Origin of the sequence: Sinomonas notoginsengisoli, assembly GCF_021554725.1 — a bacterium.
Taxonomy (GTDB): Bacteria; Actinomycetota; Actinomycetes; order Actinomycetales; family Micrococcaceae; genus Sinomonas; species Sinomonas notoginsengisoli.
On record NZ_JAIZDP010000003.1, the window covers coordinates 60,401 to 85,402 of the forward strand.

Here is a 25,002-nt window from a genome sequence, read left to right on the forward strand (position 1 = left end):
GACGGCGCGGCCCACCCACGTCCCGCGCTCGCTCACGCTGGGGCGGGCTACAGGCTGCCGGCGAGGTCCTTGAGCACGTCCCGGATGCGCGTGGGATCGGTCGCGTCGAAGTACTGCCCTCCGGAGGCAGCGGCGATCTTCCGCAGGACTTCGGTATCCGCCCGGGATCCGTAGGCGAGCGTGAAGACCTTGATCCGCTTGCCGGTCGCGGACTGCTGGGAGAGCTTCGCGACCGTGTCCTCGAGTGTGCCGGGCCGGGCCGTGTCGTTGGTTCCGTCGCTGAGCAGGATCACCGAGTTGAGCGCGTCGGAACGGTAGCCGCCGGCCACGGTGTCCACGGAGAGGCCAACGGCCTCGTACAGCGGCGTGTAGGCAACGGGGGTGAGGCCGCGGACCTTGGCTGCGATCGACTCGCGTTGGGACTTGACGCTCGCGAGCGGCTGGACGATCCCGGGTTCGAGGCCGCCGCCGTCCTTGTTGGAGAAGCCTTCGATGCCCACCTGGTCGTCGTACCCGAAGAGCCCGAGCGCGCCCTCGACGGCGTCTTTCGCGGCCTGGATCTTGGTCACGCCGGGCTGGATCTCGTCCCGCATGGACCCGGAGACGTCCATGGCAAACAGTACGCGGGCGGGCTTGCGCACCGCCGCGAAGCCCTTCTGCAGGCCCTTGACGAGCTCGGCGGACGGGGCCTCGAGGATGGTGGACGCGGTGCCGAAGTGGCCGGCGTCGGCGACCGCGAGGTCCGCCTCGCCCCGAATGTCACGGAACCCCGAGGCACGCACGGCGGTCTGGCCCTCCGCGGTGCGCGCGAACCGCACGAAGTCCTCTCCCGCGGCGCGCTGCGCGTCCCCCACCCAGCCTGCCGAGAGGACGGCCGCCGGGGAGTCGGCCGTGTAGACCCCGTCGGACGGGTAGTACGGGGTGAGCTGGACCTTGGGCGGTGCGCCGTTGGCGAGAGTGCTCCCATCGGGGCTCGTGATGCCGCGGTTGTACTCCCACACCGACTTCTCGTCGGTGATGAGCGCCGAGAGCGTGGCGGAGACGGCCTTGATGTCCGGCGCGTTGCGGATGGAGTCCAGGAAGTGTGCCGCGGTGGTCATGTAGCTGCTCGTGGCGCTCTCGCCGAGCCGCACCTGGGAGGTCGCGAAGGTCGAGGTGAGATCGGCCGTGGTGAGGAGGCCGTCGTGCCCGGAGGCAGCGGAATAGGCGGTGGCAAGCGCGAAGAGGCCTGAGCTGGCCATCGACGCGTTCGCCTTGGCAATACGGAAGTATCCCCACTCGGGCTTCCCCGCGCGTTCCCAGCCGCGGGCATCCGAAGCGGCCTTGTACACGTCCGCCCACGTCGGGGCCTTGGAGTCCCACCCCAGTGCGGCAGCCATGTCCGCGGGCATGGCCAGTGCTACGGCGGTGGAGGCGATGCTCGAGCCCGAATCGGGCACGATCGTCGCGCCCTGGCCCCCAGCTGCCCGGGCGGCCGAGAGCCACATCGACGCATCCGGTACCCAGACGGCGGGCTGCTGGTCGGCTGGGGTCGATGAGAAGCCGCGCGCGGCGTCGTCCGCAGCGAGGCCGGACTTGCGGGACGTGACCTTGACGTCCACGCAGCGGCCGCCCGCATCGCGCTTCGCGCCCTGGTAGGCATTCGCAACGGCCTGGACCATCCCGGCGTTCTCGGGTGAGGCGAGCACGTTGAGCCGCGTGCAGGGGCCCGCACCCGGTGAACTCGGGAGGGTGTCCCGGGTCAGCGGCGCTGCTGGCTGGGTCGCGGTGAGCTTGGCCGTCGTGGCCTTCGGGATCCGGTTGACCGTCAGTGAATCGTAGAGCGAGGGCAGCCACAGGACTCCTGAGAGCGCCAGGGCTGCGACGATCCCGGAAATGATTGCGATGCGGCTCCAGGGCCGGGCTGCGCGACGGCGGCGCGCGGCTCGTCGGCGCGAGGGAGAAGTGCTTCGTCTGCCCATGCCGGGGACCTTTCATCGAAGGCGCGCGCTGGCCAGCGCTCGACTGGTAGCTGGACGCTCTGGGACCGTACAGGCGTGACGGGAATGACTCCTGAACTTTTGATGAACGGAGAATGACGGCGGAAGGCGGCGGCACGTCGGCCCACGGCATTGGGCCTCGTACTGTCGCACCCAGCGATTAGGCTGGAGGGCATGGTCGGGAAGTTCTTCGGGTCACTCTTCGGGGGTGCCGGGCGCGAGCCTGAGCGTGCCCTCGACGAGCAGCTGCCGCTCACACAGGCGGAAGAGCTCGAGCAGACGCGCGCCGCTCTCGGCGTCCTGCGCAGCGCTGTCCGCCGTGCGGGCGCCCTCCTGCCGACGCTCGCCTCCTCGCGAGTGCGCCAGACCGATGACATCCTCGCCAACCTCATCGACTACATCGCCGAGAACGGGGCCTCGACCGAGCAGCGCGTCCTCCTCAATGCGATCATCACCGACTACCTGCCCACGTCCCTGCGCGTGTACCGGGCGCTCCCGCCCGAGACGCACACGGACACCAGCCCCGAGTCGGAGAAGCTGCTCGAGCAACTCGACATCCTGCACTCGACGGCCCTGGACCTCGACCACCAGGTGCGCACCGGTGCGATCGCCGAGTTGAGCGTCCACGGCCGCTTCCTGCAGGACAAGTTCGACGTCGGAGGCATCCGCCTCGCCCCCGGAGAAGGAGAGATGCACTGATGGCCACGATGGTCGCGGGCAGCAACGCACCGCTCACCGCGGAGAACCCCGGCCTCGGCGGAGTGATGGTCGCCATGGGCTGGCAGATGGTCCCGAGCAACGGCCCCCAGTCCGAGCTGACGTCCATGGCGATCCTGTGCGGCGAGAACGGCCAGGCTCTCTCCCCCGAGCACCTCGTGTTCTTCAACCAGCTGACGACGGCGGGCGGCGGCGTCCGCTTCGACGGTGACGCCGGCGCTGGCGCCACCGCTGCACATGACGTGGAACAAGTCGACGTCGAGTTCTCGCGTGTCCCGGCCGAGGTCTCCAAAATCGCCTTCCTGGCCTACGTGGACCCGGAGGTGCGCGGCCCTGGGACCTTCGGTGCCGTGCGCAGCGCCTACATCCGGCTCGCCCGGCCGGACGGTTCCGAGCTGCTGCGCTTCGATGTCCCCGAGGTCCAGGGCGAGCGCATCAAGGCCATGATGTTCGGCGAGCTGTACCGGCACCGCGACGACTGGAAGTTCCGCGCACTCGGACAGGGGTACGAGAACGGGCTTACCGGGGTGGCCCGCGACTTCGGGCTCGATCTCTGATGAAGGGGCTGCGCGGCTCCGACGTGCCCTTCATGACCCGGCGCGTGAGGGAACCGGCGGTCGGGCAATCCCGCGTCCAGGGCCGGCCCGGCTCCGCTCAGCCGCCGTCCGTCCAGCCGCGGTCCTCAGGCCTCGACCTGTCCCCACGATCGGCGGTCGAGCCCAGCCAAAGCTCTGGGCCGGCGGCGACGGAACCCGCGTCTGTCGAATCGCGGCTCTACCCGGCTCCGGCGTTCGGCGGGCTCCGCCAGCTCTCGGCGAGCAGCGCCGTCGTGCGTCTGAACCCGCGGCAGTCGGGAATCGGCTCGCTGTTCGTCACGGGCGCGCGCGGCACCGCATGGGAGGGCGAAGACCGCACCACGGGAGCGCAGAGCGTGCACCGCGAGCAGATCGGCACCCCGGTCCCGACGGCAGGGAACCGGCCGCTCGTGAGCTTCGTTAACCGGGACGCCGTTGTGGTGCTGCGCCATGTGCGCATGCTCCGCCGGGCCCTGTTCATCGGGGCCGGCGGGACTATGACGGTCCAGACGTTCGACGGCTCGGCCATCGCCGTCCAAGGCACGCTGGGGCCACGGCAGCGCACGGTGCTGACCGCGACCCGCATCGGTGCGCTCCTCGAGCTGCGCGCCGAGTCGGTCCCCGAGGAATGGGACGACGGCGAGATCTGGCGTGAGTTCGCGTTCACCATGACCGTGGGGTTGGGAACCCCGCGGCGTTAGCCCTGCACTGACCACGTACCACACGCACGCACACACATTTGGGGGACCCGTGCTGCACTACTCCTTCCTGACCGACAGCGGCCGCGACCGTCTCTTCGCGCAGCCGCCGCAGCAACTCGGCGCCGACTCGGATCCACGCACGCTCGCGATCGGGCTGGGCGCCGCCCTGTACCAGCCAGGCACGAGGCCGAGCCTCGCCGACTCCATCATGAAACGCGCCCGTTCCGGCTGTGCGAGCACAGTGCTGTGCCTCGAGGATGCGGTTGCGGACTCGGCCGTGGAGCACGCGGAGGACAACGTGGTGGCTGCGCTGACCGAGCTCTCCCGGCGCGACGACGCCGCCATGCCAGCGTTCCCCCTCGTGTTCGTCCGGCCCCGCACCCCCGAGCAGCTCCTGGCAGTCGGCCGCCGGTTCGGGCCCGCGGCGCGGCTGCTGACGGGGTTCGTGCTGCCGAAGTTCGAGAATGCCTCGGGCCGGGGCGAACGGTTCCTCGAGGCCCTCGCACTCCTCAATGAGGAACTTGCCGAAGTCCGGCCCGGCGGGACGCCGTTGCGGGCGATGCCGATCATCGAGCACCCCGTGACTACCCACCGCGAGACGCGGGCTGGGGCACTCCTGAAGGTCCGCGACCTGCTGGGCGTGCACCGAGAGCTGATCCTGTCCGTGCGGCTCGGGGCCACGGACATGTCCTCCGCGTACGGGCTGCGCCGCTCGCGGGACCTGACGATCTACGACATCGCGGTCGTCGCCAACGTGATCGCGGATGTGGTGGGCATCCTCGGCCGCCCAGAGGACGGCTGGATCATCTCCGGACCGGTGTGGGAGCACTACTCGAATACCGAGCGCATCCTGCGCCCGCTCCTGCGCGCCACCCCCTTCACCGCCGCCAACTCGGCCGTCCTGCGGGAGCAACTGCTCGGCGCCAACCTGGACGGGCTCATCCGTGAAATCGAGCTCGACCTCGCCAACGGGCTCCTGGGGAAGACGGTGATCCATCCCTCGCATGTGCCGTTGGTGCACGCGCTGCACGTCGTTGCGCACGACGAGTACCTCGATGCCCTCGACATCCTGGCTGCCGACGCCGCGGGCGGCGGTGCCGTCGCCTCCCAGTCGGGGAACCGCATGAACGAGGCCAAGCCGCATCGCGCTTGGGCGCAGCGGGCCCTTCAGCGCGCCGAAGCCTTCGGCGTCGCCCGGCCGGACGTGACCTTCGTAGACCTCTTGGAAGCGAGCATGAAGTGACAGGCACTGCTGAGATTGGCATTGAGGTCGATTCCCGAGCGTCTGCAGGCGAGCGGAGTGGCGCCGTGGTGCGTGACCGCCTCGGGATCCGGCTCGCGAGTTCGCCTGGGAGCCTCCTACCCGTCGACGCCCTCGTGGGGCTCGCCGTGCGGCGCAATCCGAAGCGTGCCCAGCTGCTGGTCTCGCGCGTGCTGGCGAAGCACGTGCCGACGCCGCCGGCGCTTGCCATCGGGGCGGGCCGGCTGCTTGGCGCAGCGGTTGCGCAGAGGCTCGGGCTGTTTGCCCGGGATGTGACTGCCCGAGATCTGACGGCCCCGGCCGAGGCGCTGCTGCGCGGCCTCGAGGGGGACGCGCCGTCGCCAGCCGAGGTCCTGCCGCTGCCGACGGTCCCGCCCGCCCTCGGCGAGGCCATCGCGACGCTGGGCTACGCGGAGACCGCCACCGGGCTCGGGCATCTCGTTGCCGAGTACCTCGGCTCGTACTACGTCCACTCGACCCGGGAGGCCACATCAGTGCGGCCGTTCGGCGGGTTCGAGGAGGAGCACTCGCACGCGACGGGCCACGTGCTCGTGCCCACCGACCCCACACGGCTCGCCAGCGCGCAGACCGTGGTCCTCGTCGACGATGAGCTCTCCACAGGCCGGACGATCCTCAACACCGTGCGCGAGCTGCAGGCGGCGTACCGCGGCGCGCCCGCTGGCGGCAGTCTCGCTCGGCGGCGGTACGTGGTCGCCACCCTGGTGGACCTCCGGTCCGGCGACGACCGTGCCGAGTTCGACGCCCTCGCCCGCGAGCTCGGCTGCGAGCTGGGCGTCGTGGCGCTCGGCGCGGGGACGATCGAGCTCCCGGGCGATGTCCTGGAACGCGCCGCCGAGTGGCTCGCGGAGTCGGACCGACCCGACGTCCCGGTGACACGGACTGATCTCGGCGGGACGGTGGTTGAGGTCAGCGCAGCGGAGTCCAGCCCCCTCCGGAGCGCGAGGTTCGGCGTGGACACCGCGAGCACTGGCACCCGGCTCTCAGAGCTCGCGCAGTCCCCTGCTCGGACAGTTGCGGAGGCCCTCACGCGTGCTGGGCTCGGCCGCGATGCGCACGTCGTGGTCCTCGGCTCCGAGGAGCATTTGGCACTCCCGCTGGCGATCGCCGCCGAGCTGGGGTCACATTTCCCGGGAACCCTCTATTCCTCGACGACTCGCTCCCCCGTGCACGTCCTCGACGAGGCGGGCTATGCCATCCGCTCGGCCGTCGCCTTCGCCTCCCATGGCCACGCCGTGGACGGCGGGCCTGGCTCCGGCACCCGCTACGCGTACAACCTCGTCACGCCGGATCTCGGGGGACCCGACGCGATCGTCTACGTCCCGGAGCCCGGCACGTCGCACGAAGACCTCGGAGCCGGCGCGCCCGGCGTCACCGAAGCCCTAGCGCGGCAGGCACGGACCGTCGTCGTGCTCCGCCTCGACGCCGCGCCGCCGTACCCGGAGCCGCTGCGCGGCGGCGGTGGCCCGGGCAGCTTCGGTTCGTACCGGCCCGAGGACGCGGCGTGGCTGCTGAAGGACCTCTCGGGGGCTGCCCTCGAAGCGCCGGCGCACGAGCGCGAGGCCGCGATCCAGTCAGGGCGCGCGAGCTACGCCGAGTCGCTGCCACAGGAGTACGAGCCCAGCCCCGAGTACCAGGCCCTGTTCCACGCGGCGCTGGCCGAGTCGAAGCACCGCATCGCGCAGGCCGTCGCGGACGTGATCGAGCAGGTCCTCGCACTGCGCAACGGCGAACCGGTCCTCGTCTCGCTCGCCCGGGCCGGGACCCCAGTCGGCATCCTCATGCGCCGTTGGGCCATGCAGGCACACGGACTGGACGTGCCGCACTACACGATGAGCATCGTGCGCGGGCTCGGCATCGACAGGAATGCCCTCCGGTACCTCCTCACGAAGCACCGGCCAGAGCAGATCATGTTCGTTGACGGCTGGACGGGCAAGGGTGCGATCACCCGCGAGCTGGCGGCCGCCGTGACGGACTTCAACGCGACCGAGCTCGCCGGAGACCCTGCCCACCTCTCCCCGGAGCTCGCCGTCCTCGCCGATCCGGGGCACTGTGTGCGCGTGTTCGGGACACGGGAGGACTTCCTCATCCCGTCCGCATGCCTCAACTCGACGGTCTCGGGCCTGGTGTCCCGCACGGTGTTCAACCGCGAACTGGTCCGCCCCCACGATTTCCACGGCGCCAAGTTCTACGGCGAACTCGCGGGCCGGGACGTCTCGAACCAATTTGTGGACACTGTCGCGGGCTGCTTCGGGGACACGCTTGTCGGGCCAAGCGGAGCGGAGTCGAAACCCGAACCCACGTGGGCCGGGTGGGCGGCGGTGGAACGCATTGCGGTGGAGCAGGGCATCGGCTCGGTGAACCTCGTCAAGCCGGGCGTCGGCGAGACAACACGCGTGCTGCTGCGCCGGGTTCCCTGGAAGGTACTGGCCCGCCCGGAGCTCCTCGAAACGGATCGCGCCGGCCGCCTCCGCAGCGGCAACCTCGCCCACGTGCTGCTCCTCGCCGAGCAGCGTGGGGTGCCGGTCGAGCCGGCCGAGGGCCTGCCCTACAGCTGCGTGGGCCTCATCCGACAGGCGGCCGCGGATGCGTGAGACTGTCGTCGCCTGCGACCTAGACCGCACCCTCATCTACTCCGCCAAGGCGCTATTCCTCGATGACCGACTCGAAGGCCACGAGCACCCGCCGCTCGTGGTGAGCGAACTGTACGAGGGGGCGCCCCTGAGCTACATGACCCGCCGGGCCGAGGACCTCCTGCACGAGCTCACGGCACGGGCGGTGTTCGTCCCCGTCACCACGCGCACGCGGGCCCAGTTCCGGCGTGTCCGGCTCCCGGCCACTCGCTACGCGATCACGACCAACGGCGGCGTCCTCCTCGTGGACGGTGAGGCCGACGGCGAGTGGGCGGGCCAGGTGCGCGGCGCCGTCGTGCGCGGATCGGCACCGATCAGCGATGTGCTTGCCCATCTGGGCCGGGCGCCCGTGCCGGGCGTCCAGCGGATCCGCACAGCAGAGGACCTCTTCGCCTACGCGATCGTCGAGCGCACCGGGCTGCCCGAGGGCTACGTGGACGAGCTGACGGCGTGGTGCGGCCAGCGCGGCTGGGTGGTGTCCCTGCAGGGACGCAAGCTGTACTGCGTCCCTGCACCTGTGACGAAGGAGGCAGCGGTCGCGGAGATCATGCGCCGGGTGGGCGGGGAGACTCTCGTCGCGGCGGGCGACTCGCTCCTGGACCGCGGCCTGCTCGAGATGGCCGACGTCGCCTTGCGCCCACGCCACGGCGAACTCGAGGAATCGGGGTACGTGAGGCCAGGGCTGCGGATCACGGAATCGCGAGGCGTCCAGGCCGGAGAGGAACTCCTCCGTGTGGCCAGCGGAATTGTCGAGTCGGTGAGGGTGCGAAGCCTCGCCACCCGCACCTAGCCGGCAATCGCGGAGGGTTCGGAAGAGTCCTGCGCCCACTCCTCGGCCATGAGCCGGAAGGAGCGCTCGCGCAGGGCCGGGTCGTGGGCGTAGCCAGTGAGGATGATCTCGTCGATTCCGTAGGACGCCGCGAAGGTCCGAAGGAACTCGACGGCCTCAGCTGGCGTCCCGACGGCGGAGAAGCGCAGGGCCGAGGTGGCCATCTGCTCCTCGTGCGGGGCCCAGTCCATCTCGCGCACGGGCGGCATGAGCGGGCTGCGCGTGCCCCGGCGGATGCCGACGAACATCTGCAGGTGGGTCGTGAAGAGGAACTCGGCCTCCTCGCGGGTCGGCGCCACCATGAGGTTCGCGCCCGCCATGACGTAGGGCTCGGAGATCTGGGCCGTGGGCGCCGAGGGGTTGAACATCTGGCGGTACGTCCAGATCGCCTCGGTGAGCTGGAACGGGGCGAAATGGCTTGCAGCCGCGAAGGGCAGGCCGAGCTGGCCCGCGATGGCCGCGCCCGCCGTCGAGCTTCCGAGGACCCACAGCGGCACCTTGGTGCCGCGTGCGACCCCGGCGTGGACGCCCTGCGAGAGCTGGACGCTCTCGGCGTCGTCGGTCTGGTCGCCGAAGAACCAGGCGAGCAGCCGGATGTTCGCCGCGAACGTGGCCTCGCCGTCGTCGCGCGCGCCGCGGCGCAGGAGGGCGGCCGTGCGCGGGTCGGTACCGGGTGCCCGGCCGAGCCCGAGGTCGATCCGGTCGCCGTAGAGGTTCGCGAGTGTGCCGAACGCCTCCGCGACCGCGAGGGGCGCGTGGTTGGGGAGCATGATCCCGCCGGAACCGACGCGCAGGGTGGAGGTGTTGGCGGCGGCGTTCGCGATGAGGAGAGCCGTGGCATTGGAGGCGAGGGCGTCCGTGTTGTGGTGCTCCGCATACCAGAGGCGCCTGTAGCCGGCCTCCTCCGCGAGCTTCGCGAGGCGGGTTGCGGCGACGAGGGCGTCTGAGACGGAACAGCCCTCCACGACGGGGGCGAGGTCCAGGATCGAGAGAGCGGTCACAAGGGCGGCAACCGGAGGACGCTCCGAGATGTTCCCGAAATAAGTGTGAGGTGGATGCCACCTTCTATAACAGCTGCATTGCTATTGCACAAAATGGGCCGAAGTGACTTGTCCCTACACAGGGCTCTCTGGGAAGAATAGAGAGGTCGTGGCTGGTGCGGGGGCCCGCCGACCTTTCGGGGAGGAGTTGCTGTGGACGATGCGTTGATGGTGGCCAATCTGGTGTACTTCGGCACGCTCGTCATCGGAGGCGTCCTTCTCGTGTTCCTCGCCGTGGCCACCGTCATCACGCTCGTCGTTGCCGGGACCGGCCAGGCCGTCGCGTCCGTCCTCATGGCCACCGTCCGGGCCCTCCGCGGCGCTGTCCTCGAGCCGCCCACGCTGGCCGCCGAGGCCGCTCGCGCCGAGTACACGCGCCAGGCCGTGGTCGCGAAGGCGGACGCAATCCTCGCCGCCCAGCGCACGGTGCTGACCGCGGCTGCGAAGGCTGCCGCGGCGGCGCCCACCAGGACGGGTGCCGAGTCCGAGGATGGCGAGACCACCGACGAGGAGGTGGCGATACCGGTCGCCGCCTCAGTCAAGCCTGCACCCGTCGTCACCCATATGCGGCCCACGCCCACAGTGCCGGCCCGGACCGGGCCCCGTACGGGGACTCAGCCGATCCTCGTCGTCAGCCGAGCGAGCTGACCCAGACCCACGCAGCGAGGGCCCCGCGGCGTAGCGCCGCGGGGCCCTCGTGCACCTGGAGTGCATAATCTTCAGTGGTGCGGCCAGGAACTGGTGGGTCCCGTTCTGGTCCCGGGCGGTGGGTGTTCCGCACGGGCCGTCTCCGCGCCGTCGGGGCCGGTGGACCCGTCGGGCTGTCTGCCACTAGGAAAGCAACTCACAGGCACCAATGACAACAACCTCGCGGTAGAGTGGTCAATCTGATCAAAGAAATTCCGATATCGATGCGAGGAGTGATCAGATCGCAGCAGCTTGACCCCACAGACCGCCGCATCCTGCTCGCCCTCGACGAGGACCCCCGGGCGCCGACCATGGTGCTCGCCCAGCGTCTGGGACTCGCCCGCGGCACCGTGCAGTCGCGCATCGAGCGGATGACGGCGAGCGGCGTGCTCCGCGCCAACAGCACCCGTGTGGACCCCGAGGGCCTGGGCCGCGGAGTCCTCGCCGAGGTCAGCGCCGAACTCGACCAGAGCCACATCAACGAGGCGGTCGCGGCCCTGGGCGGGATTCCCGAGGTCCTCGAATGCCTGGCCCCGGCCGGAGACACGGACCTGCTGATCCGCGTCGTCGCGACGAGCCCCGACGACCTCTACCGCGTCTCCGAAGAGATCCGCCTCTGCCCCGGGATCCGCCGCACCTCGACCCGCATGATCCTGCGCACCGTCATCCCGTACAGGACCACGGCGCTTCTCGGGGCGGACGACGGCGGCGGGGCGGCGCCGTCGTCCGCCCCGCCGAAGCGGCGACGCACCTAGCCGCCGTCTCGGGTACGGACCTCGCAAGTAGCCAACCGCTACTCCTCTGCCCCACGTTCCAACCGCTCGAAGTCCCGAAGCCACAGCTCGCGGGCCTCCGCGTCCCGGGCTCGGCGGGCCTGGGTGAGCACCCTCAGCTCCTCGAACGCGGACGACGGCGCATCGGGCCGCATGCTGTTCCGCAGGCGGTGACGACCGGGTCGCCCCACGCCGAGCATGAGCAGCGCGCGCTCGGTCGTGGCGGCGTTCTTGACGGTGAACGCCGTCCTACGCCGCCGCAGGGCCTCGCGGAGTGCCGCATGCGCCTCGTCCCGCCGTCCCAGCTCCCGCAGGGCCCTGGCGCGGAGCACGAGGAGGGCCGCCGCGAGGTCGCTCGCGTTGGTCAGCCCCTGGGTGCGGGCTATGACCTCGTGCGGCCGTCCCAGCATCTCGGCGATGCGGCAAGAGGCCAGGGCCGAAGGGATCGAGGGTGGGAGCTGCGCCAGGACGCCAATGGCCTCTTCGGGCCGGCCGATCTCGCGGAGGCTGTGGGCCAGTGCGAGGCACACGCCCTCCTCGCTGAACAGGACCTCGACCTCGACTCCCTCGGACACCTCGATCCAGTGCCGGACGCCGCCCAGGTAGCCGCTCGCGAAGGCAGAGGCCGCGGGTTCGCTTGTACCGGCGAGGCCGCGTGAGAGGAGCTCGGCGGCCTGGGCGTGGTGGTGGAGCCGGTACGCGTGCAGGCCGGCCATGATGTAACAGAGCCCGGACCAGCCGGGGTAGGCCCTCGCGAGCAGCACCAGGCGCTCGGGCTCTCCATAGGCGAAGACGGCGGAATGGACCTGTCTCTCGACCTTGGGCGCGAACGGCCGCAGCCGCGGCGCCCGGGCCCTGCCCGCCACCCGATGGGCGATGCGCCGCCCGATCCCGTGCACGGGCGAGTAGACCTGCGCCCCGCGGAAGGGCGTGAGGTCCCGAGTGTCCTGGAAGGAGGGCTGGCGGCCCAGCTCGCCGGAAGCCATGCCCACCATGCTAGCGAGGCCGGGCTAGCGGGTGGCGAAGTGCACCCACATTCCGATCACCCACACCGTCGCCGCCGCGGAGGCGAAGCCGAACTCGACGAGGATCCCCAGGCCCGTGGCCTTGAGGGCAGCCCATGACGATGCTGCGGCACTCTGCAGGCGGCCCGTACGCTGCCATTCGCTCAGCAGGAGCCCGGCGGCGAAGCCGAGCACGAGGCCCAGGACCGGGATGATGAACATGCCCACGATCGCGAGGATGACCCCGGCCACCACGGACCTGCTCGGGATGGATCTGGCCTTGAGCCGCTTTCCGGTGAGGAACGCGGCTGCTCCCATCCCGCAGGCGAACAGCACCCCGCCGATCGCGAACACCAGCCAGCCGCCCCATCCGGCGTCGCCGAACAAGGCCCACTCGAGCAGGGCGAGGAGGCCGAGGATGCTCCCGGGAAGCACCGGAATGACGATGCCTGCGAGCGAGACGGCAAGGGCAAGTGCGCACAGGAGGGCCGCGAGGATGCTGGTGTCCACGCGGCCATCCTAGGGGCGGTGCGTCAGGCGATGGTGTCAGCCATTCGCCGCGTCCATGACGGCTGCGGTCACGGCCGGGGCAACGCGGGGATCGAGCGGGCTCGGGACGATATAGTCCGCGGAGAGCTTGTCCTGGGCAAGATCGGCGATCGCCGCGGCGGCGGCGCGCTTCATCCCGGGCGTGATCCGGCGGGCGCCGGCGTCGAGGGCGCCACGGAAGATGCCCGGGAACGCGAGGACGTTGTTGATCTGGTTCGGGAAGTCGCTGCGCCCGGTGGCCACGACGGCGGCGTGGCGGCGCGCGACGTCGGGTGCCACCTCCGGGTCGGGGTTGGACAGCGCGAACACGATCGCGCCCTCGGCCATGCCGGCAAGGTGCTCCTCGGGGACCGTGGACGAGGACACGCCGATGAACACGTCCGCCCCCGCGAGGGCCTCCGCGGTGCCGCCCGCCACGCCACGAGGGTTGGTGCGCCCGGCATACTCGAGCTTCATGGCGTTCCTGGGCTCCGACAGGTCCTGGCGGCCTGCGTGGATGGCACCCTTGGAGTCGAGCAGGATCACGTCCTCGACCCCCGATGCGAGGAGAATCTCGGCGATCGCGATGCCGGCCGCGCCGGCGCCGGCGATCACGGTCTTCAGCCCCGCGAACTCCTTGCCGACCACCTTGACGGCGTTGGTGAGCGCTGCAAGGACTACGACGGCGGTGCCGTGCTGGTCGTCGTGCATGACGGGCATGTCCAGGGCCTCGATGAGCTTCGCCTCGAGCTCGAAGCAGCGCGGCGCGGAAACATCCTCGAGGTTCACGGCGCCGAAGCTGGGCGCGATGCGGACGAGGGTCTCGACGATCTCGTCCACGTCGGTCGTGTTGAGCAGGATGGGGATCGAGTCGAGCCCGCCGAACGTCTTGAACAGGGCGCTCTTGCCCTCCATCACGGGTAGCGACGCCGACGCGCCGATGTTGCCCAGGCCCAGCACCGCGGTGCCGTCCGAGACGACGGCGACGAGCCGCGACGCCCACGTGTGCGTGCGGGCCAGGGCCGGATCCTCCGCGATCGCGCGGCTCACCTGCGCCACGCCGGGCGTGTAGGCGATCGAGAGGTCGCGCTTGGTGGCCAGCGGGCGGTCCACGCCAATGGAGAGCTTCCCGCCCTCATGTGCGGCGAAGATCTCTTGGGTGCTGATTTGGGTCTGGATGGGGCTGTCGGTTGAAGTGGTCACGGCACTGTCTCCTGGGTCTGTGCCGGCGTGGCGCGGGAGGGCCTGGCGCACGACGGCGTGGGGGGCCTCGCGCTGGGACGCGCGCCGACCGCTTCGTCGGGCACGGCGCATCCGCAGGGCGCGGTCTCAAGGGGGATCCGGGGTCATTGCCGGGTTCGGCACTTCCGGGGGCCAGCTGGTGCGCGGGGATGACCGCCGAGCGCCGACCTCTGGGAATGAGATATCAGCCATCATACGGGAAACGTCAGTGCTTTCCGCAAGACGGAATTCCGCCAGCGTGGTCTGGAAGGTCCGCTCTGGCAGGCCTAGATGCTCGACGGGCCCGATCCCGATGACCGCGCGGGAGCGCCCGGCCCCCTCCGCGGCCGCCTGTCCGCCTGCCGGGATCCGCAGTCATCTGCCGGCGCCTGTGTGCCCGTGTTCGCCGGTTACCGCTCGCCGATCCCGGGCGCGTCGTCAAGCCATTCGAGGGCTACAGCGGCGGTCCACGACTGGTTCCAGCTGCCGAGAGGCTCGCCCGTGAACGGCTCGTAGTACTCCCCGAAGTGGCCCTCCATCAGCTGCGCAAGGGAGGCCTCGCGCCATCGCGCGTAGCGCTCGTTGTCCCCGTGCCGGCGCAGCGCGGTGGCCAGGTACCAGTTCATGACCGGCCACACGGGCCCGCGCCAGTACTGCCGGGGGCGCAGGTCCGGATACACGGTCGACGTCGAGGCGGGCAGGGGGAAGGCGAGCCGCGGGTCCCCGGTCCAGGCCTCGCTGTCGACGAGCGCAGACTGGCGTGCGCGCATCTCTGGGTCGGCGCTCGAGATGAGCGGGGCGAAGCCGGCAATCGTGGGCAGCCCGATCCACTCCCCCGTGAGGACGTCACGGTCGCGGGCGAGCCCGGTAGCCGGATCCACTGTCCCGTCCACGCCTTCACGGAACTCCGCGGCCCACTCGCGCAGCCGCGCAGCCTCGCCGCCGTGCCCGTGCCGCTCCGCGAGGACGGCGAGGTCCTCGTTGGCCGCCGCGAGCGCCGCGGACATGAACACGTCCTTCACCTGGAAGTCGACGACGTCTGGCAACCGGGCGTCGTCGAACCGGGCGTCCGCCATCTGCTGGACGAGCCACAGGTAGCGCGCATACTCCTCGTCACTGGGCCGCTGGCTCACATCCTCGACGATGCGCGTGTCGGTCCGCACGAACGGCTCGAGGTCGCCCGGATGGACCCTGGAGTACGGGCCGTCGAAGCGCGGCGAGTTGTCCATGCCGGACTCCCAGCCGTGGTAGATCGTCACGAGGCCACTCCCGTCGCCCGCACGGGCGTTCCGCAGCCATCCGTGCCAACGAATCCACTTCGGCAGGCTCTGGTGGGCGAAGTCCGCCGCGAGCGCAGCGACGTCGCCGCCACGCGCCGTCGCCCGTTCGACGATCCGCCGCAGGAGGGTCGCGTGGACGGGGGGCTGGCAGATCCCGCTCGACTTCACTCCGGGCGGTGATGCCCCCTCGGTGCGCCAGCGGTCGACGCCGGGGAAATAGCCCGCGGCGCTGGAGAACACGATGTGCGGGATCATGCCCGACGCCCACTGGGCACAGAGCAGGATCGAGAGTTCGGCGAGCGCGCGGGGCACACTCACGGTCGAGAGGCCCGAGGCGACGAACGCCGCGTCCCAGCTCCACATGTGGGGGTAGAGGTTCGGCGCGGCGGTCACCATCGTCCCGGTGTCGTTGGCCGCGAGGACCGCGCGGGCGCGTGTGCGCAACCCGGCGGGGTCTCGGATCGGCGGTTCCGGATTCTGCCAGGGCAAGCTCATGCCGTGAGCCCCAGCTGCGTCTCGGTGTCGAAGAAGCGCAGCGCCTCGAGGTCCGGGCGGAGCCCCACGGCCTGATCCGGGGACAGCCGCACCGTGGACGGCACCTCGACCTTGATGCGCTGGCCCTCGAGCGTGACCGTGAGGAGCGTCGCGTGGCCCAGCGGCTCGACGACCTCGACGACCGCGTCGAGCGCCCCGTCCTGGCCCCGGTCGGTCAGTGCGATGTTCTCAGCCCGGATCCCAACCGTCACCGGCATGCCGCCATCCGCGCCCGCCCGGGCGCCCTCTGCGAGGAACGCGGGCGCAGCGAGCGACTGCCCGCCGATCGTGATCCGTCCCACGGCCGTGACGGTCGCGTCGAGGAAGTTCATGGGCGGCGAGCCGATGAACCCGCCGACGAACCGCTCGGCCGGTTCCTCGTACACGGTGATGGGATGGCCAAGCTGGACGATCTGGCCCTCGCGCATGACGGCGACGCGGTCGGAGAGGCTCATGGCCTCGATCTGGTCGTGGGTCACATAGACCGTCGTCGTGCCCAGCTGCTGGACGATCTTCTTCAGCTCGGCACGGAAGTCGAGGCGCAGGAGCGCATCCAGGTTGGACAGCGGCTCGTCCATGAGGAGCACGTCGGCGTCCATGACGATCGCGCGGGCCACCGCGACGCGCTGCCGCTGGCCGCCCGAGAGCTGGGCCGGGTATCGGTCGAGGTACGGCGTGAGCTGGAGGAGCTCGGCCGCCCAGTCGACCTTGCGCCGGATCTCGTCCCGGGACTTCTTCTTCATGCCGAGCCCGAAGCCGATGTTCGCCCGGACCTTGCGGTGCGGGAACACCGCGTACGACTGGAAGACCATGGACAGGTTCCGCTCCTGCGGCGGCAGGTACGTCACGTCCCGCCCGCCGATTTGCACGCTGCCCTGGTCCGGCAGGTCGAGGCCCGCGACCATGCGCAGGAGCGTCGTCTTGCCGCACCCCGAGGGCCCCAGCAGGACCATGAACTCGCCCTCGTCGACATGGAGTGAGACATCGTTCGTGGCCAGCTCGGTGCTGCCGGGGTAGGTCTTGTGGAGGTGGCTGATCTGGATGTCGGCCATGGCGTGCGCCTCTCGCTCAGCGGATGGTCGTTCCCCACATGTTGGTGAGGTAGCGGCGCATGAAGAAGATGAAGATGAGCGCCGGGATGACGAGCAGGAAGCCGCCGGCGAACCGGTACGCGAGCGGCGATTCCGATAGGGAGCTGAGCACCTGGGCCGGCAGGGTGCGCTGGTTCAGGGTCAGGATCGAGGCGCCCAGAACCTCGTTCCAGCTCATGACGAACGTGAAGATCGACGCAGCCGCAATGCCCGGGATGGCCATTGGAAGGACAACCTTGAGGAACGCCTGCACGGGCGAGCAGCCGAAGATCCTTGCAGCCTCCTCGACGTCCCGCGGGACCCCGAGGAACACGGAGGACGTGATGAGGATCGTCGTCGGAAGGGCGAGGGCAGTGTGCAGGAGCACGACGGCGAGTGCGGAGTCGTACAGTCCAGTCTGCAGGAACAGCTGGGCGAGCGGGACCGACAGGACGACGATCGGCAGGGCGCGGGTGAACAGCAGGAAGAGCTGGTAGGGCTCGCGGCCAGGGAACGCGTACCGGGCCACGGCGTAGCCGGCCGGGACCCCGACCAGGAGCGAGAAGATGAGCGTGAAGATGCCCACCTGCACCGAGTTGATGAGTGCGCCCAGAATGCCGGTCGAGGCAAGGAACGTCTGCATCGTCTCGAGCGAGATGTGGTCCGGGATGAAGCTCAGCGGGAACTTCTGGAGGGACTCCCGACTCGACATGGCCGCGAGCGCGATGAGATAGATCGGGACCGCCATGAACAGGGTGATGAGGACGCACGCGGCTTGCAGGAGCAAGCGCTGGCGGCGGCGGGCGGCCAGCGGGCGGCGATCGACGTCGTCGTGCGCACCCCGCTCGGAACTCGCCGCGTCGGTCTGGCGGGTAGTGGTCATCGCGATGCCTCCGTCTGGTCACGCAGGAGCCGCAGGTACCCGACCGCCGTGATCATCGAGACGACCATGACGACGAGGGCGAGGGCCGACGCGACGTTCGCGTCCTGGAGGCCCGTGTACCAGCGGTAGGTCTCGCCGACGATGAGCGGGTAGTTCTGGCCCGTGAGTGCCAGCGCCACGGCGAACGTCTGGAATGCGAGGATGGTGCGCAGGATGAGGGCGGTCTGCAGGCTCGGCCGCAGGAGCGGGAGCGTGACGTGCCGCAGCCGGTCCCAGAAGTCCGCGCCGAACACCCCAGCTGCCTCCTCGTAGTCCTTCGGGATGGATTGGAGGCCTGCGACGACGATCACGAACACCAGGCTCGTGGCGCGCCACACCTCGGCGACGAGGACAGCCATGAACATCGAGGCGAAGTTGTCGTAAGCAAGCCAGGAGACCGGCTGGAGCCCGAGATTCGCCAGCAGCGAGTTGAGGTAGCCGCGGTCGGTGAACACCACGAGCCAAACCAGGCCGGCTGCGAGATCGCTCACTGCAAGCGGGATAGCCCAGATGTAGAAGTACAGCGAGGAGAGCTTCGGCTTCGCGCGGATGAGCAGGGCCATCGTCAGCGCGAGCACGAACTGGACGGGGATCATGACCACGATGAGCAGCACCGTATTGCGGACTGACGGCCAGAAGTAAGGGTCGGCGGCCATGCGGGCGAAGTTGTCCGTGGTCAAGCCCGTGGGCCCCCCAAACGCCTGCAGGATGCCGGTGACCATCGGCCAGCCGAACAGGAGCGTCATGAAGACGATTGACGGCGCGATGAGCAGCATCGCCGCCGACGTGCTGCGGCGCTTCGCGGTGGGCGGGCGTCTGGGCGCCGTCGCCATCACGCCACCGTGCATTGCTGAGCGGCGCGATCAGGCGCCCAGCAGGGGACCTTCAGCCCCGCCATGATGTCGGCGAGCGCGGCGCCCTGGGCCGCGAGGGTGGCCTTGACGTCCGCACCGTTGAGGCAGATCTGCTGGAAGCAGTTCTTGAACAGCTGGGAGACCTGCGGGTCCTTGTCGCCCAGTCCCACCGGCGGCAGCGCGAGGATGGCGTTGGCGGCGTTCTGCTGGGCCTTGACGGCCTTCGCCTCGAGTGCTATGCCAGCGGGGAGGTCAGAGCCGATCTCGGCGTTGACCACCGGGAAGAACGCGTTCGACTTGAGGGTGTCGATCTGGGCCTCCGGCTTGGACAGGGCCCGGATCACGTCAAAGGCCCTGTCCTTGCTCTGCGAGCCCTGTGGAACGGCCATCCCGCCGACCACGAGGAGGTAGCCGAGGCCCTTCGGGCCCGACGGAGCCGGGACGAGTTGGAAGTCGTCCGGCTTGGCCGAGACAGCATTGATGAGCCGTGCCACGTGGTCCCACGCCACGAGGACCTCGCCATTGCCCAACGGCTCCTGCATGAAGTCGAAGTTGGTCGACGCCGGGTTCATGTTCGCCCACAGATCACGCATATAGGTCCAGGCCGTCGTGGCGTCGTTGTTGCGGAAGGTGGTGATCTGGCCGCCCGTGAAGCTCGGGAGGAGGAAGCCCTGGTAGAAGCGATGGTGTAGGCCCTTGGGCCCAGCGGGGATGCCGAAGACCGCCTTGCCGCCGTTGGCCGCCTTCGCCGCCTGCGCCCACGCGAGGAACTGGTCGTAGGTCAGCTTGTTCACGTCCGCCCCGGGCGGCAACCACTGGAGCGCCTTCTTGTTCACGGCGAGCACGTAGGTCGCCTGGATCCAGGGGATGTAACGCGGCTTGTCCGTGCCGAGCTTCGCGAGAGTCAGGAGGTCCTGGGAGTATCCGCGGGTTTTGAGCTCGTCCATCAGGGAGCTCAGATCCTCAAGCTTGTCGGCGAAGGGGACGAGGTCTCCGTGCAGCCCGCCGATGAGCCCGACCTCGACCTTGTTCGCGTTCAGCTGCGACCGGATCGTGGTGTTGAAGACGCCCGTGTCCACAGGGTTGTAGGCAACGCTGAGCTTGTCCCCAACGGCCTTCTTGAGCGTCGACTCGTACTTCTGCCGCTCCTCGACAGGTGAAAACTGGGTGGACAGGAAGCTCACGGAGCCGGCCTCACCGCTGCCGCTCGTGTTGACGCTGCAGGCAGCGGACGAGAGCGCAGGCACGACGACGGCGGCGGCGAGTGTTCCGCGGAGGAACGTCCGCCGTGTCAACCCTGAGGTGATGGGACCTGAGGCGATGTGCCCTGATTCGATGGAGTGCATGGTGGGCCTCCTGACCCTTGCCGAATCATGTTGCGCCCCGCGCTCCCCCATGTCCCCGCCGCTGGCAGGCGCAGTCCTCATCGGAGCGAGAACTCTTTGTGATGACCGATCGTAAATTTGTGTTGCAGATCACGTCAATGCCGCGATTCGCTGGTTCTCAGCCGCCATCCGTCCTAAACCGAACCGACGAGCCCATCCAACCTTCGGGCATCCCCCCAGGGCCTCTGGGGTGACTCGGCAGCCCGACCCGGACAGCCGCGCGCCATGGCGCGTCGCGAGCCACCGGGGCCCTCGTCCTCGCCTACTTCGGAGACGCGCTCAGCACCCCGTGATCTCGAGAACCGCGCCCGCGGGGGCCTCGAGGTCTCCGTGCTCTACGCTCACGAGTGCATCGACGCACTGGCAATAGGAGGTCCCCCCTCCGACGAACTCGCTGTCGTATAGTTGGACAGTCCCCCGGCACACGCACCATCCCGGCATGCCGGAAGGGTGCGGAAGCGTCCGGAAAGAGGTTGCTGCGCTGTGCTTGAACTGCCCCACGATCTGGTGACCCCGGCCCCGCCTCCGGCCACGCCCCGCATGGCCGCCCGCTACCGTCAGATCCTGGACACGGCAGCCCGCTTCGCAACACGCGAGTTCCCCGACCTGGACGTCACCGAGGTGGCGAACGAGGCTGGTGTCTCCTCGAGCACTGCGTACCGATACTTCCCCTCAACGGCCCACCTGCTCCTTGCCCTGCACCGGCGCCAGCTGCTCGAGCTCCGCGCCCGTGTGGAGGAGCGCGCGAATACCGCCCGCACGGACGGGCAGCGCGTCCGGCAGCTTGCGGGCGCGGCGGTGGAACTGTTCGCAATGCGCCTGTCCCAGCCCGCCGTGAACTCCTGCCTGGATGAGCTCGTCGTCCCCGTGGAGCATGAGCTCTCGGGCCTCATCGGCGAAGTCGACGAGCTCTCGTGGTCAGTGCTCGGCCGGCTCGCCGGGGACGCGGAGCGCGGTCGGTGCATCGTGCATACAGTGTCCGGGCTCGTCTCGGCGGTCCGGACCGGCCGGCTCATGCCCTACGAGGCGGAGCAGCAGCTCAAGGCCGCGTGCGAGATCGTCGCTCGCCCCCGCGCCGCCCGGGGCTGAGCGGGCCCAGCCCGTCCGTGGGCTCAGGCGACGCCCCGGATCCTCGTGACGAGCACCGCTCCGAGAAGCCCAACGGCCGCCGCCGCAACGTAGAGGGACACGTAGCCGGCGACGTGGACGACGAACGTGTACGCGATCACCGGCGCGAACACCTGGGGCAGCGAGTTCGCGATGTTGATGACGCCGAGGTCCTTGCCGCTGTCGGTCGCGGTAGGGAGGACTTGAGTGATGAGCGCGTAGTCGACCGCGAGGTACGTCCCGAATCCCGCGCCGAGGACGCCCGCACCCACGATGGCGCCGGACCACGTCGGCGAGAACGCAAGGATCAGCGAGGCAACCGCGATGATCACCGACGAGACGATGACGAGGGGCTTGCGCTTGCCCATGAGGTCGCTGAGCCACCCGCCGGTCACAGCGGTGATGATCACCATGACCACGTAGAGGCCGGTCAGGATGAGCACCCCCGTGGCCGGAGGTATCCCGGTGGTCGGCTCAAGGTGCACGGCGTCCACGAGGAAGTACAGCAGGTACACGAGGACCATGTGGTTCCCGACATTGACCAGGAAGCGGGTGATCCAGGCCCACGCGAAGTCGGGGTAGCGGTGAGGGCTCACCCAGAACGAGGCGAGGAACGTCCCCAGCGCAAAGCGTCGCAGCGCATAGCGCGGCAGCGGATCGTCGTCAGCCCTGAACAGGTAGACGACCATGCCGACCACGAGCGCCGCCGCGCAGAGCACGTAGCCGAGGGAGAAGTTGCCCGCCACGACCGCCCCGATCACCGCACCGATGAGGATCCCGACGTTGACGCCCATCGCTGCGAGTCCGCCCACAGTGCCCCGCTGGGCAACCGGCACCCTGTCCGGGACGGCGGCAGTGATCGCGGCGTAGGCGGCGTTGCACCCTGCCTGCACGAGGCACCACAGGACCGTCATGACCGCGATGTTCGGCGCCCCGGCAAGACCCATCAGCGCTGTCGCTGCAAGGATCACTCCCACGAGGACCCACAGGCGCCGCCTGCCGAGGCGGCTGCCCGTGCGGTCGGAGAACGCCCCGAAGAGCGGGTTCGCCACCACCGATACCGCGGCCCCCGCACCCGTGACGAGCGCGAGGATGGCCTCCTTCTGACCAGGCTCGAAGTGGGCGGCCTGCTGTGCGAGAAGGACCTGGATCGGGCCGAAGAAGGCGACGTTGATGCCGACGTTGACGAGGATCACGCCCATGACCCAGGGGAACCGCACAGGGGCTGTGGGCACGGCGAGGGAAGCAGGCGCGTCACTGGGCGCGGCAGAGCGATCGGGCAGCGCCAAAAGGACCTCCGGCTGGGGGCGGAACTGGTGCTCTCAGATTACGGCAGATCCCCGAATCAGGGCAGAAGTTTCAGCCCTTCCCACGCGTGCAGGGCCCTTGGCGGCGCGCACCACGACGTGACTCGCCCAGGTACCCCGTGGTGGGGCATTCCGGAGGGTATCGTCGCAGGGGTGGAAAGCAAGGTGTCGGCACCCGATGAGGCGATGGCCGCGGTGGTCTACCAACAGCTCAGCAACGAGATCTTCTCCGGGAAGGTGCTCCCGGGCCAGCGCCTGCGCGAGCGTGAGCTGTCCGAACAGTTCGGCGTATCCCGCATTCCGGTCCGCGAGGCTATCCATCGTCTCGAGCAGGACGGGTTCCTCGTCACCGCGCCCCGCCGCGGTGCCGTGGTGCGGAAGCTGACGCTCAAGGACGTCGACGAGCTCTTCGACCTGCGCGTGCTCCTGGAGTCCTTTGCCGCGGCGGGGGCGGCCGAGAAGGTCCGGCAGGGCACCGACGGCTCGATCCTCACCCAGACGCTGGCAGAGGCCAAGGCCGCCCTCGAATCGGGCGATGTCACGCGCACGTCTGAGCTGAACTCCGCGTTCCATGACCAGATCGTGGTGCTCACGGGCAACGCCCTCCTTGAACGATCAATGCGGCCCCTCAGGGGCCTCAACCGGTGGATCTTCGGGTTGTCGGTCAACCGTCCGCTCGCGGTCAGTGCCCACGAGCACGACGAACTCGCCGATGCCATCCTGACGGGCCGTGCGCATCTCGCGGAGTCCCTCTCCGCGGCCCACGTCGAAGCTGGCCGCAAGCCAGTCATCGAAGGGCTCGCACGCGTTCTCATGGAGTAGCGGTTCCTCTCGAGCAGTGCTCGTCGCCGGAGGGGATCTTCAGGCTAGGCTCGTGCCATGGCCCCCAGCCCTTGGACTGCCCACGCACGGCGATACCGCGAGATCGCCGACGTCCTTGCCCGCCACGGCCTGAGCCAGGTCCTAGCCCGCGCCGGATTCGGACGGCTCCTGCCCCGCGGAAGGAACTCTGCGGAGACGCCACCGGGCGCCCCAACCGGAGGGCCTGTGCACGTGCGCCTCGCCCTCGAGGAGCTCGGGCCCACGTTCATGAAGCTCGGCCAGATCCTCTCGACGCGCCCCGACCTGATCCCCGAGGCGTATCAGGCGGAGCTCGCGAAGCTCCAGGATGCGGCGCCGCCCGTCCCCGTCGAGGCGATCCGCGCGGTGATCCGCGAAGAGCTCGGCGAGGACGCGTTCGCGGATTTCGTGGAGTTCGACGACGTCCCGCTCGCGAGCGCCTCGATCGGCCAGGTCCACGTGGCGCGGCTAGCAGACGGTTTGGGCGACGCCGGCGACGCCGGCGGGACCAAGGTGGTGGTCAAGGTCCGCAAGCCCGGGGCGGTCGAGCGGATCCGAGAGGACCTTGAGATCCTCCGCAACGTCGCGGCGACGGCAAGCCGCGCTTGGCCCGTGCTCGATGACTACAACGTGGTAGGCCTCGTCGGCGAGTTCTCCCGGACACTGACCAAGGAACTCGACTACCTCGAGGAGGGCCGCAATGCCGAGCGATTCGCCGCCAACTTCGACGGCGACACCCGCTACCGGTTCCCTCGCGTGTTCTGGCACACGACGACGTCCCGAGTGCTCACCCTCGAGTATATGGAGGGCCTGAAGATCAACGACCTCCCCGCGCTCGACGCCGCGGGGCTCGACCGGCGTGCCCTCGCCGACCACGCTGCCGCGGCCCTCGCGCAGATGATCTTCGAGGACGGCTTCTTCCACGCAGACCCCCACCCGGGGAACATGTTCGTGGAGCCGGGCGGACGGATCTCGGTCATCGACTTCGGCATGGTCGGCGAGATCAGCGACCAGCTGCGCAGCGACCTTGGCCACCTCCTCATTGCGCTCGCACGCAAGGACCCGCGCCGCCTTGCACGCGCGCTGGAGGCGATGTCACTCACCGGTCCCGTCTCCGACCCCGCCAGGCTCGCGGCGGACGTGGCCGAGTTCATCCAGCTGTACGACGGCGTGGACCTCGCCGACGTCAACGTGACGCGGCTCGCGCAGAGGCTCCTAGGGGTCATCCGGCGCCATCGCCTGCTCATGCCCGCCGAGGCGGCGATGATCATCAAGATGATGGTCATGGCCGAGGGCCTCGGCCGGGTGCTCGATCCCGGGTTCCGCATCTCCAGGGTCCTCGAGCCGCACGTGCGCCGGCTCCTGCTCGAGCAGTACTCCCCTGCCGCGCTCGTGCGCGGGCTCAAGGCTGCCGGGCTGACCGCGCTGGATCTGGCAGCTGACGTGCCGGACCTCGTGGACAGCCTGAGCCGGATCCTTGATTCCGGCGGCTTCGAGGTCCATTTACGGGCCGCGGAGCTTGAGCCGATCGTGGCCCGGGCCGAACGGATCGGCAACAAGGTCCTCGCCGGAGTCATTGCCGCTGCCTTCATCCGGGGGGTCGGCGAGGTCGTGGCCTCGGATCGGCGGTGGCGCGGTTGGCGCGAGCCGCTCTTGCGGACCGGCATGGCCGCGCTCGGCGGCCTCGGCGGGTACTTCGGCGTGACGAGCATGGCCCGCCGGCGCCTGCGCCGCTAG

The 25,002-nt window shown here is 69.8% G+C and carries 22 protein-coding genes; 11 read left to right on the forward strand and 11 right to left on the reverse strand.

The window, feature by feature from the left end:
* Nucleotides 1–47: 47 nt before the first annotated feature.
* On the reverse strand, nt 48–1,961 hold the full coding sequence (locus tag LF262_RS07815; protein ID WP_235779737.1) for a vWA domain-containing protein: 1,914 nt from the start codon (nt 1,959–1,961) through the stop codon (nt 48–50).
* A 192-nt stretch (nt 1,962–2,153) separates the two neighbouring features.
* On the opposite strand from LF262_RS07815, the gene LF262_RS07820 reads away from it, so the two are divergent.
* From LF262_RS07820 to LF262_RS07845, 6 genes are all read left to right on the forward strand, one after another.
* The gene (locus LF262_RS07820) at nt 2,154–2,678 is read left to right on the forward strand and encodes a hypothetical protein (protein ID WP_235779738.1); all 525 of its coding nucleotides are present in this window, start codon (nt 2,154–2,156) and stop codon (nt 2,676–2,678) included.
* Nucleotides 2,678–3,253 (forward strand): TerD family protein, encoded by a 576-nt coding sequence (locus tag LF262_RS07825; protein WP_235779739.1) that lies wholly within the window; start codon nt 2,678–2,680, stop codon nt 3,251–3,253. Before LF262_RS07820 ends, LF262_RS07825 begins: the two co-directional genes overlap by 1 nt.
* Nucleotides 3,253–3,972 (forward strand): hypothetical protein, encoded by a 720-nt coding sequence (locus tag LF262_RS07830; RefSeq protein WP_235779740.1) that lies wholly within the window; start codon nt 3,253–3,255, stop codon nt 3,970–3,972. Before LF262_RS07825 ends, LF262_RS07830 begins: the two co-directional genes overlap by 1 nt.
* A gap of 49 nt (nt 3,973–4,021) precedes the next feature.
* Nucleotides 4,022–5,215 (forward strand): HpcH/HpaI aldolase/citrate lyase family protein, encoded by a 1,194-nt coding sequence (locus LF262_RS07835; RefSeq protein ID WP_235779741.1) that lies wholly within the window; start codon nt 4,022–4,024, stop codon nt 5,213–5,215.
* Nucleotides 5,216–5,280: 65 nt separating this feature from the next.
* On the forward strand, nt 5,281–7,845 hold the full coding sequence (locus LF262_RS07840) for a phosphoribosyltransferase domain-containing protein (RefSeq protein WP_235779742.1): 2,565 nt from the start codon (nt 5,281–5,283) through the stop codon (nt 7,843–7,845).
* Complete coding sequence (locus LF262_RS07845; RefSeq protein ID WP_235779743.1) at nt 7,838–8,674, forward strand: HAD family hydrolase; 837 nt, start codon at nt 7,838–7,840, stop codon at nt 8,672–8,674. Before LF262_RS07840 ends, LF262_RS07845 begins: the two co-directional genes overlap by 8 nt.
* Here LF262_RS07845 and LF262_RS07850 read toward each other — a convergent pair.
* Complete coding sequence (locus LF262_RS07850) at nt 8,671–9,714, reverse strand: LLM class flavin-dependent oxidoreductase (RefSeq protein WP_235779744.1); 1,044 nt, start codon at nt 9,712–9,714, stop codon at nt 8,671–8,673. The genes LF262_RS07845 and LF262_RS07850 overlap by 4 nt on opposite strands.
* A gap of 192 nt (nt 9,715–9,906) precedes the next feature.
* Here LF262_RS07850 and LF262_RS07855 point away from each other — a divergent pair, with 192 nt between their 5' ends.
* Nucleotides 9,907–10,401: a hypothetical protein gene (locus LF262_RS07855; RefSeq protein WP_235779745.1), complete on the forward strand. Its 495-nt coding sequence runs from the start codon at nt 9,907–9,909 to the stop codon at nt 10,399–10,401.
* 263 nt (nt 10,402–10,664) lie between these two features.
* A complete protein-coding gene (locus tag LF262_RS07860; RefSeq protein ID WP_372462754.1) occupies nt 10,665–11,195 on the forward strand; it encodes an Lrp/AsnC family transcriptional regulator in 531 nt (176 codons plus the stop codon).
* 38 nt (nt 11,196–11,233) lie between these two features.
* On the opposite strand, the gene LF262_RS07865 is transcribed toward LF262_RS07860, so the two are convergent.
* From LF262_RS07865 to LF262_RS07900, 8 genes are all read right to left on the reverse strand, one after another.
* Nucleotides 11,234–12,199, reverse strand: a complete 966-nt coding sequence (locus tag LF262_RS07865) for a hypothetical protein (protein ID WP_235779747.1) — start codon at nt 12,197–12,199, stop codon at nt 11,234–11,236.
* 24 nt (nt 12,200–12,223) lie between these two features.
* Nucleotides 12,224–12,727: a DUF456 domain-containing protein gene (locus LF262_RS07870; protein WP_235779748.1), complete on the reverse strand. Its 504-nt coding sequence runs from the start codon at nt 12,725–12,727 to the stop codon at nt 12,224–12,226.
* 36 nt (nt 12,728–12,763) lie between these two features.
* Nucleotides 12,764–13,948, reverse strand: coding sequence for an NAD(P)-dependent malic enzyme (locus LF262_RS07875; protein ID WP_235779749.1), 1,185 nt, complete (start codon nt 13,946–13,948; stop codon nt 12,764–12,766).
* Nucleotides 13,949–14,376: 428 nt separating this feature from the next.
* The gene (gene ggh / locus LF262_RS07880) at nt 14,377–15,741 is read right to left on the reverse strand and encodes a glucosylglycerate hydrolase (RefSeq protein WP_235779750.1); all 1,365 of its coding nucleotides are present in this window, start codon (nt 15,739–15,741) and stop codon (nt 14,377–14,379) included.
* Nucleotides 15,738–16,832: an ABC transporter ATP-binding protein gene (locus LF262_RS07885; protein WP_235779751.1), complete on the reverse strand. Its 1,095-nt coding sequence runs from the start codon at nt 16,830–16,832 to the stop codon at nt 15,738–15,740. Before LF262_RS07885 ends, ggh begins: the two co-directional genes overlap by 4 nt.
* Before the next feature lie 16 nt (nt 16,833–16,848).
* Nucleotides 16,849–17,733 (reverse strand): carbohydrate ABC transporter permease, encoded by an 885-nt coding sequence (locus tag LF262_RS07890; protein WP_235779752.1) that lies wholly within the window; start codon nt 17,731–17,733, stop codon nt 16,849–16,851.
* Nucleotides 17,730–18,605, reverse strand: coding sequence for a carbohydrate ABC transporter permease (locus LF262_RS07895; RefSeq protein ID WP_235779753.1), 876 nt, complete (start codon nt 18,603–18,605; stop codon nt 17,730–17,732). Before LF262_RS07895 ends, LF262_RS07890 begins: the two co-directional genes overlap by 4 nt.
* On the reverse strand, nt 18,605–19,972 hold the full coding sequence (locus LF262_RS07900; RefSeq protein ID WP_235779754.1) for an ABC transporter substrate-binding protein: 1,368 nt from the start codon (nt 19,970–19,972) through the stop codon (nt 18,605–18,607). The genes LF262_RS07895 and LF262_RS07900 overlap by 1 nt, the downstream gene beginning before the upstream one ends.
* A 522-nt stretch (nt 19,973–20,494) precedes the next feature.
* Here LF262_RS07900 and LF262_RS07905 point away from each other — a divergent pair.
* The gene (locus LF262_RS07905) at nt 20,495–21,100 is read left to right on the forward strand and encodes a TetR/AcrR family transcriptional regulator (RefSeq protein WP_235779755.1); all 606 of its coding nucleotides are present in this window, start codon (nt 20,495–20,497) and stop codon (nt 21,098–21,100) included.
* 23 nt (nt 21,101–21,123) lie between these two features.
* Here LF262_RS07905 and LF262_RS07910 read toward each other — a convergent pair whose 3' ends face one another.
* Nucleotides 21,124–22,401, reverse strand: coding sequence for an MFS transporter (locus LF262_RS07910; protein ID WP_268933711.1), 1,278 nt, complete (start codon nt 22,399–22,401; stop codon nt 21,124–21,126).
* Nucleotides 22,402–22,578: 177 nt separating this feature from the next.
* Here LF262_RS07910 and LF262_RS07915 point away from each other — a divergent pair, with 177 nt between their 5' ends.
* Both LF262_RS07915 and LF262_RS07920 read left to right on the forward strand, forming a co-directional pair.
* The gene (locus LF262_RS07915; RefSeq protein WP_235779757.1) at nt 22,579–23,247 is read left to right on the forward strand and encodes a GntR family transcriptional regulator; all 669 of its coding nucleotides are present in this window, start codon (nt 22,579–22,581) and stop codon (nt 23,245–23,247) included.
* A 57-nt stretch (nt 23,248–23,304) separates the two neighbouring features.
* Nucleotides 23,305–25,002 (forward strand): ABC1 kinase family protein, encoded by a 1,698-nt coding sequence (locus LF262_RS07920; RefSeq protein WP_235779758.1) that lies wholly within the window; start codon nt 23,305–23,307, stop codon nt 25,000–25,002.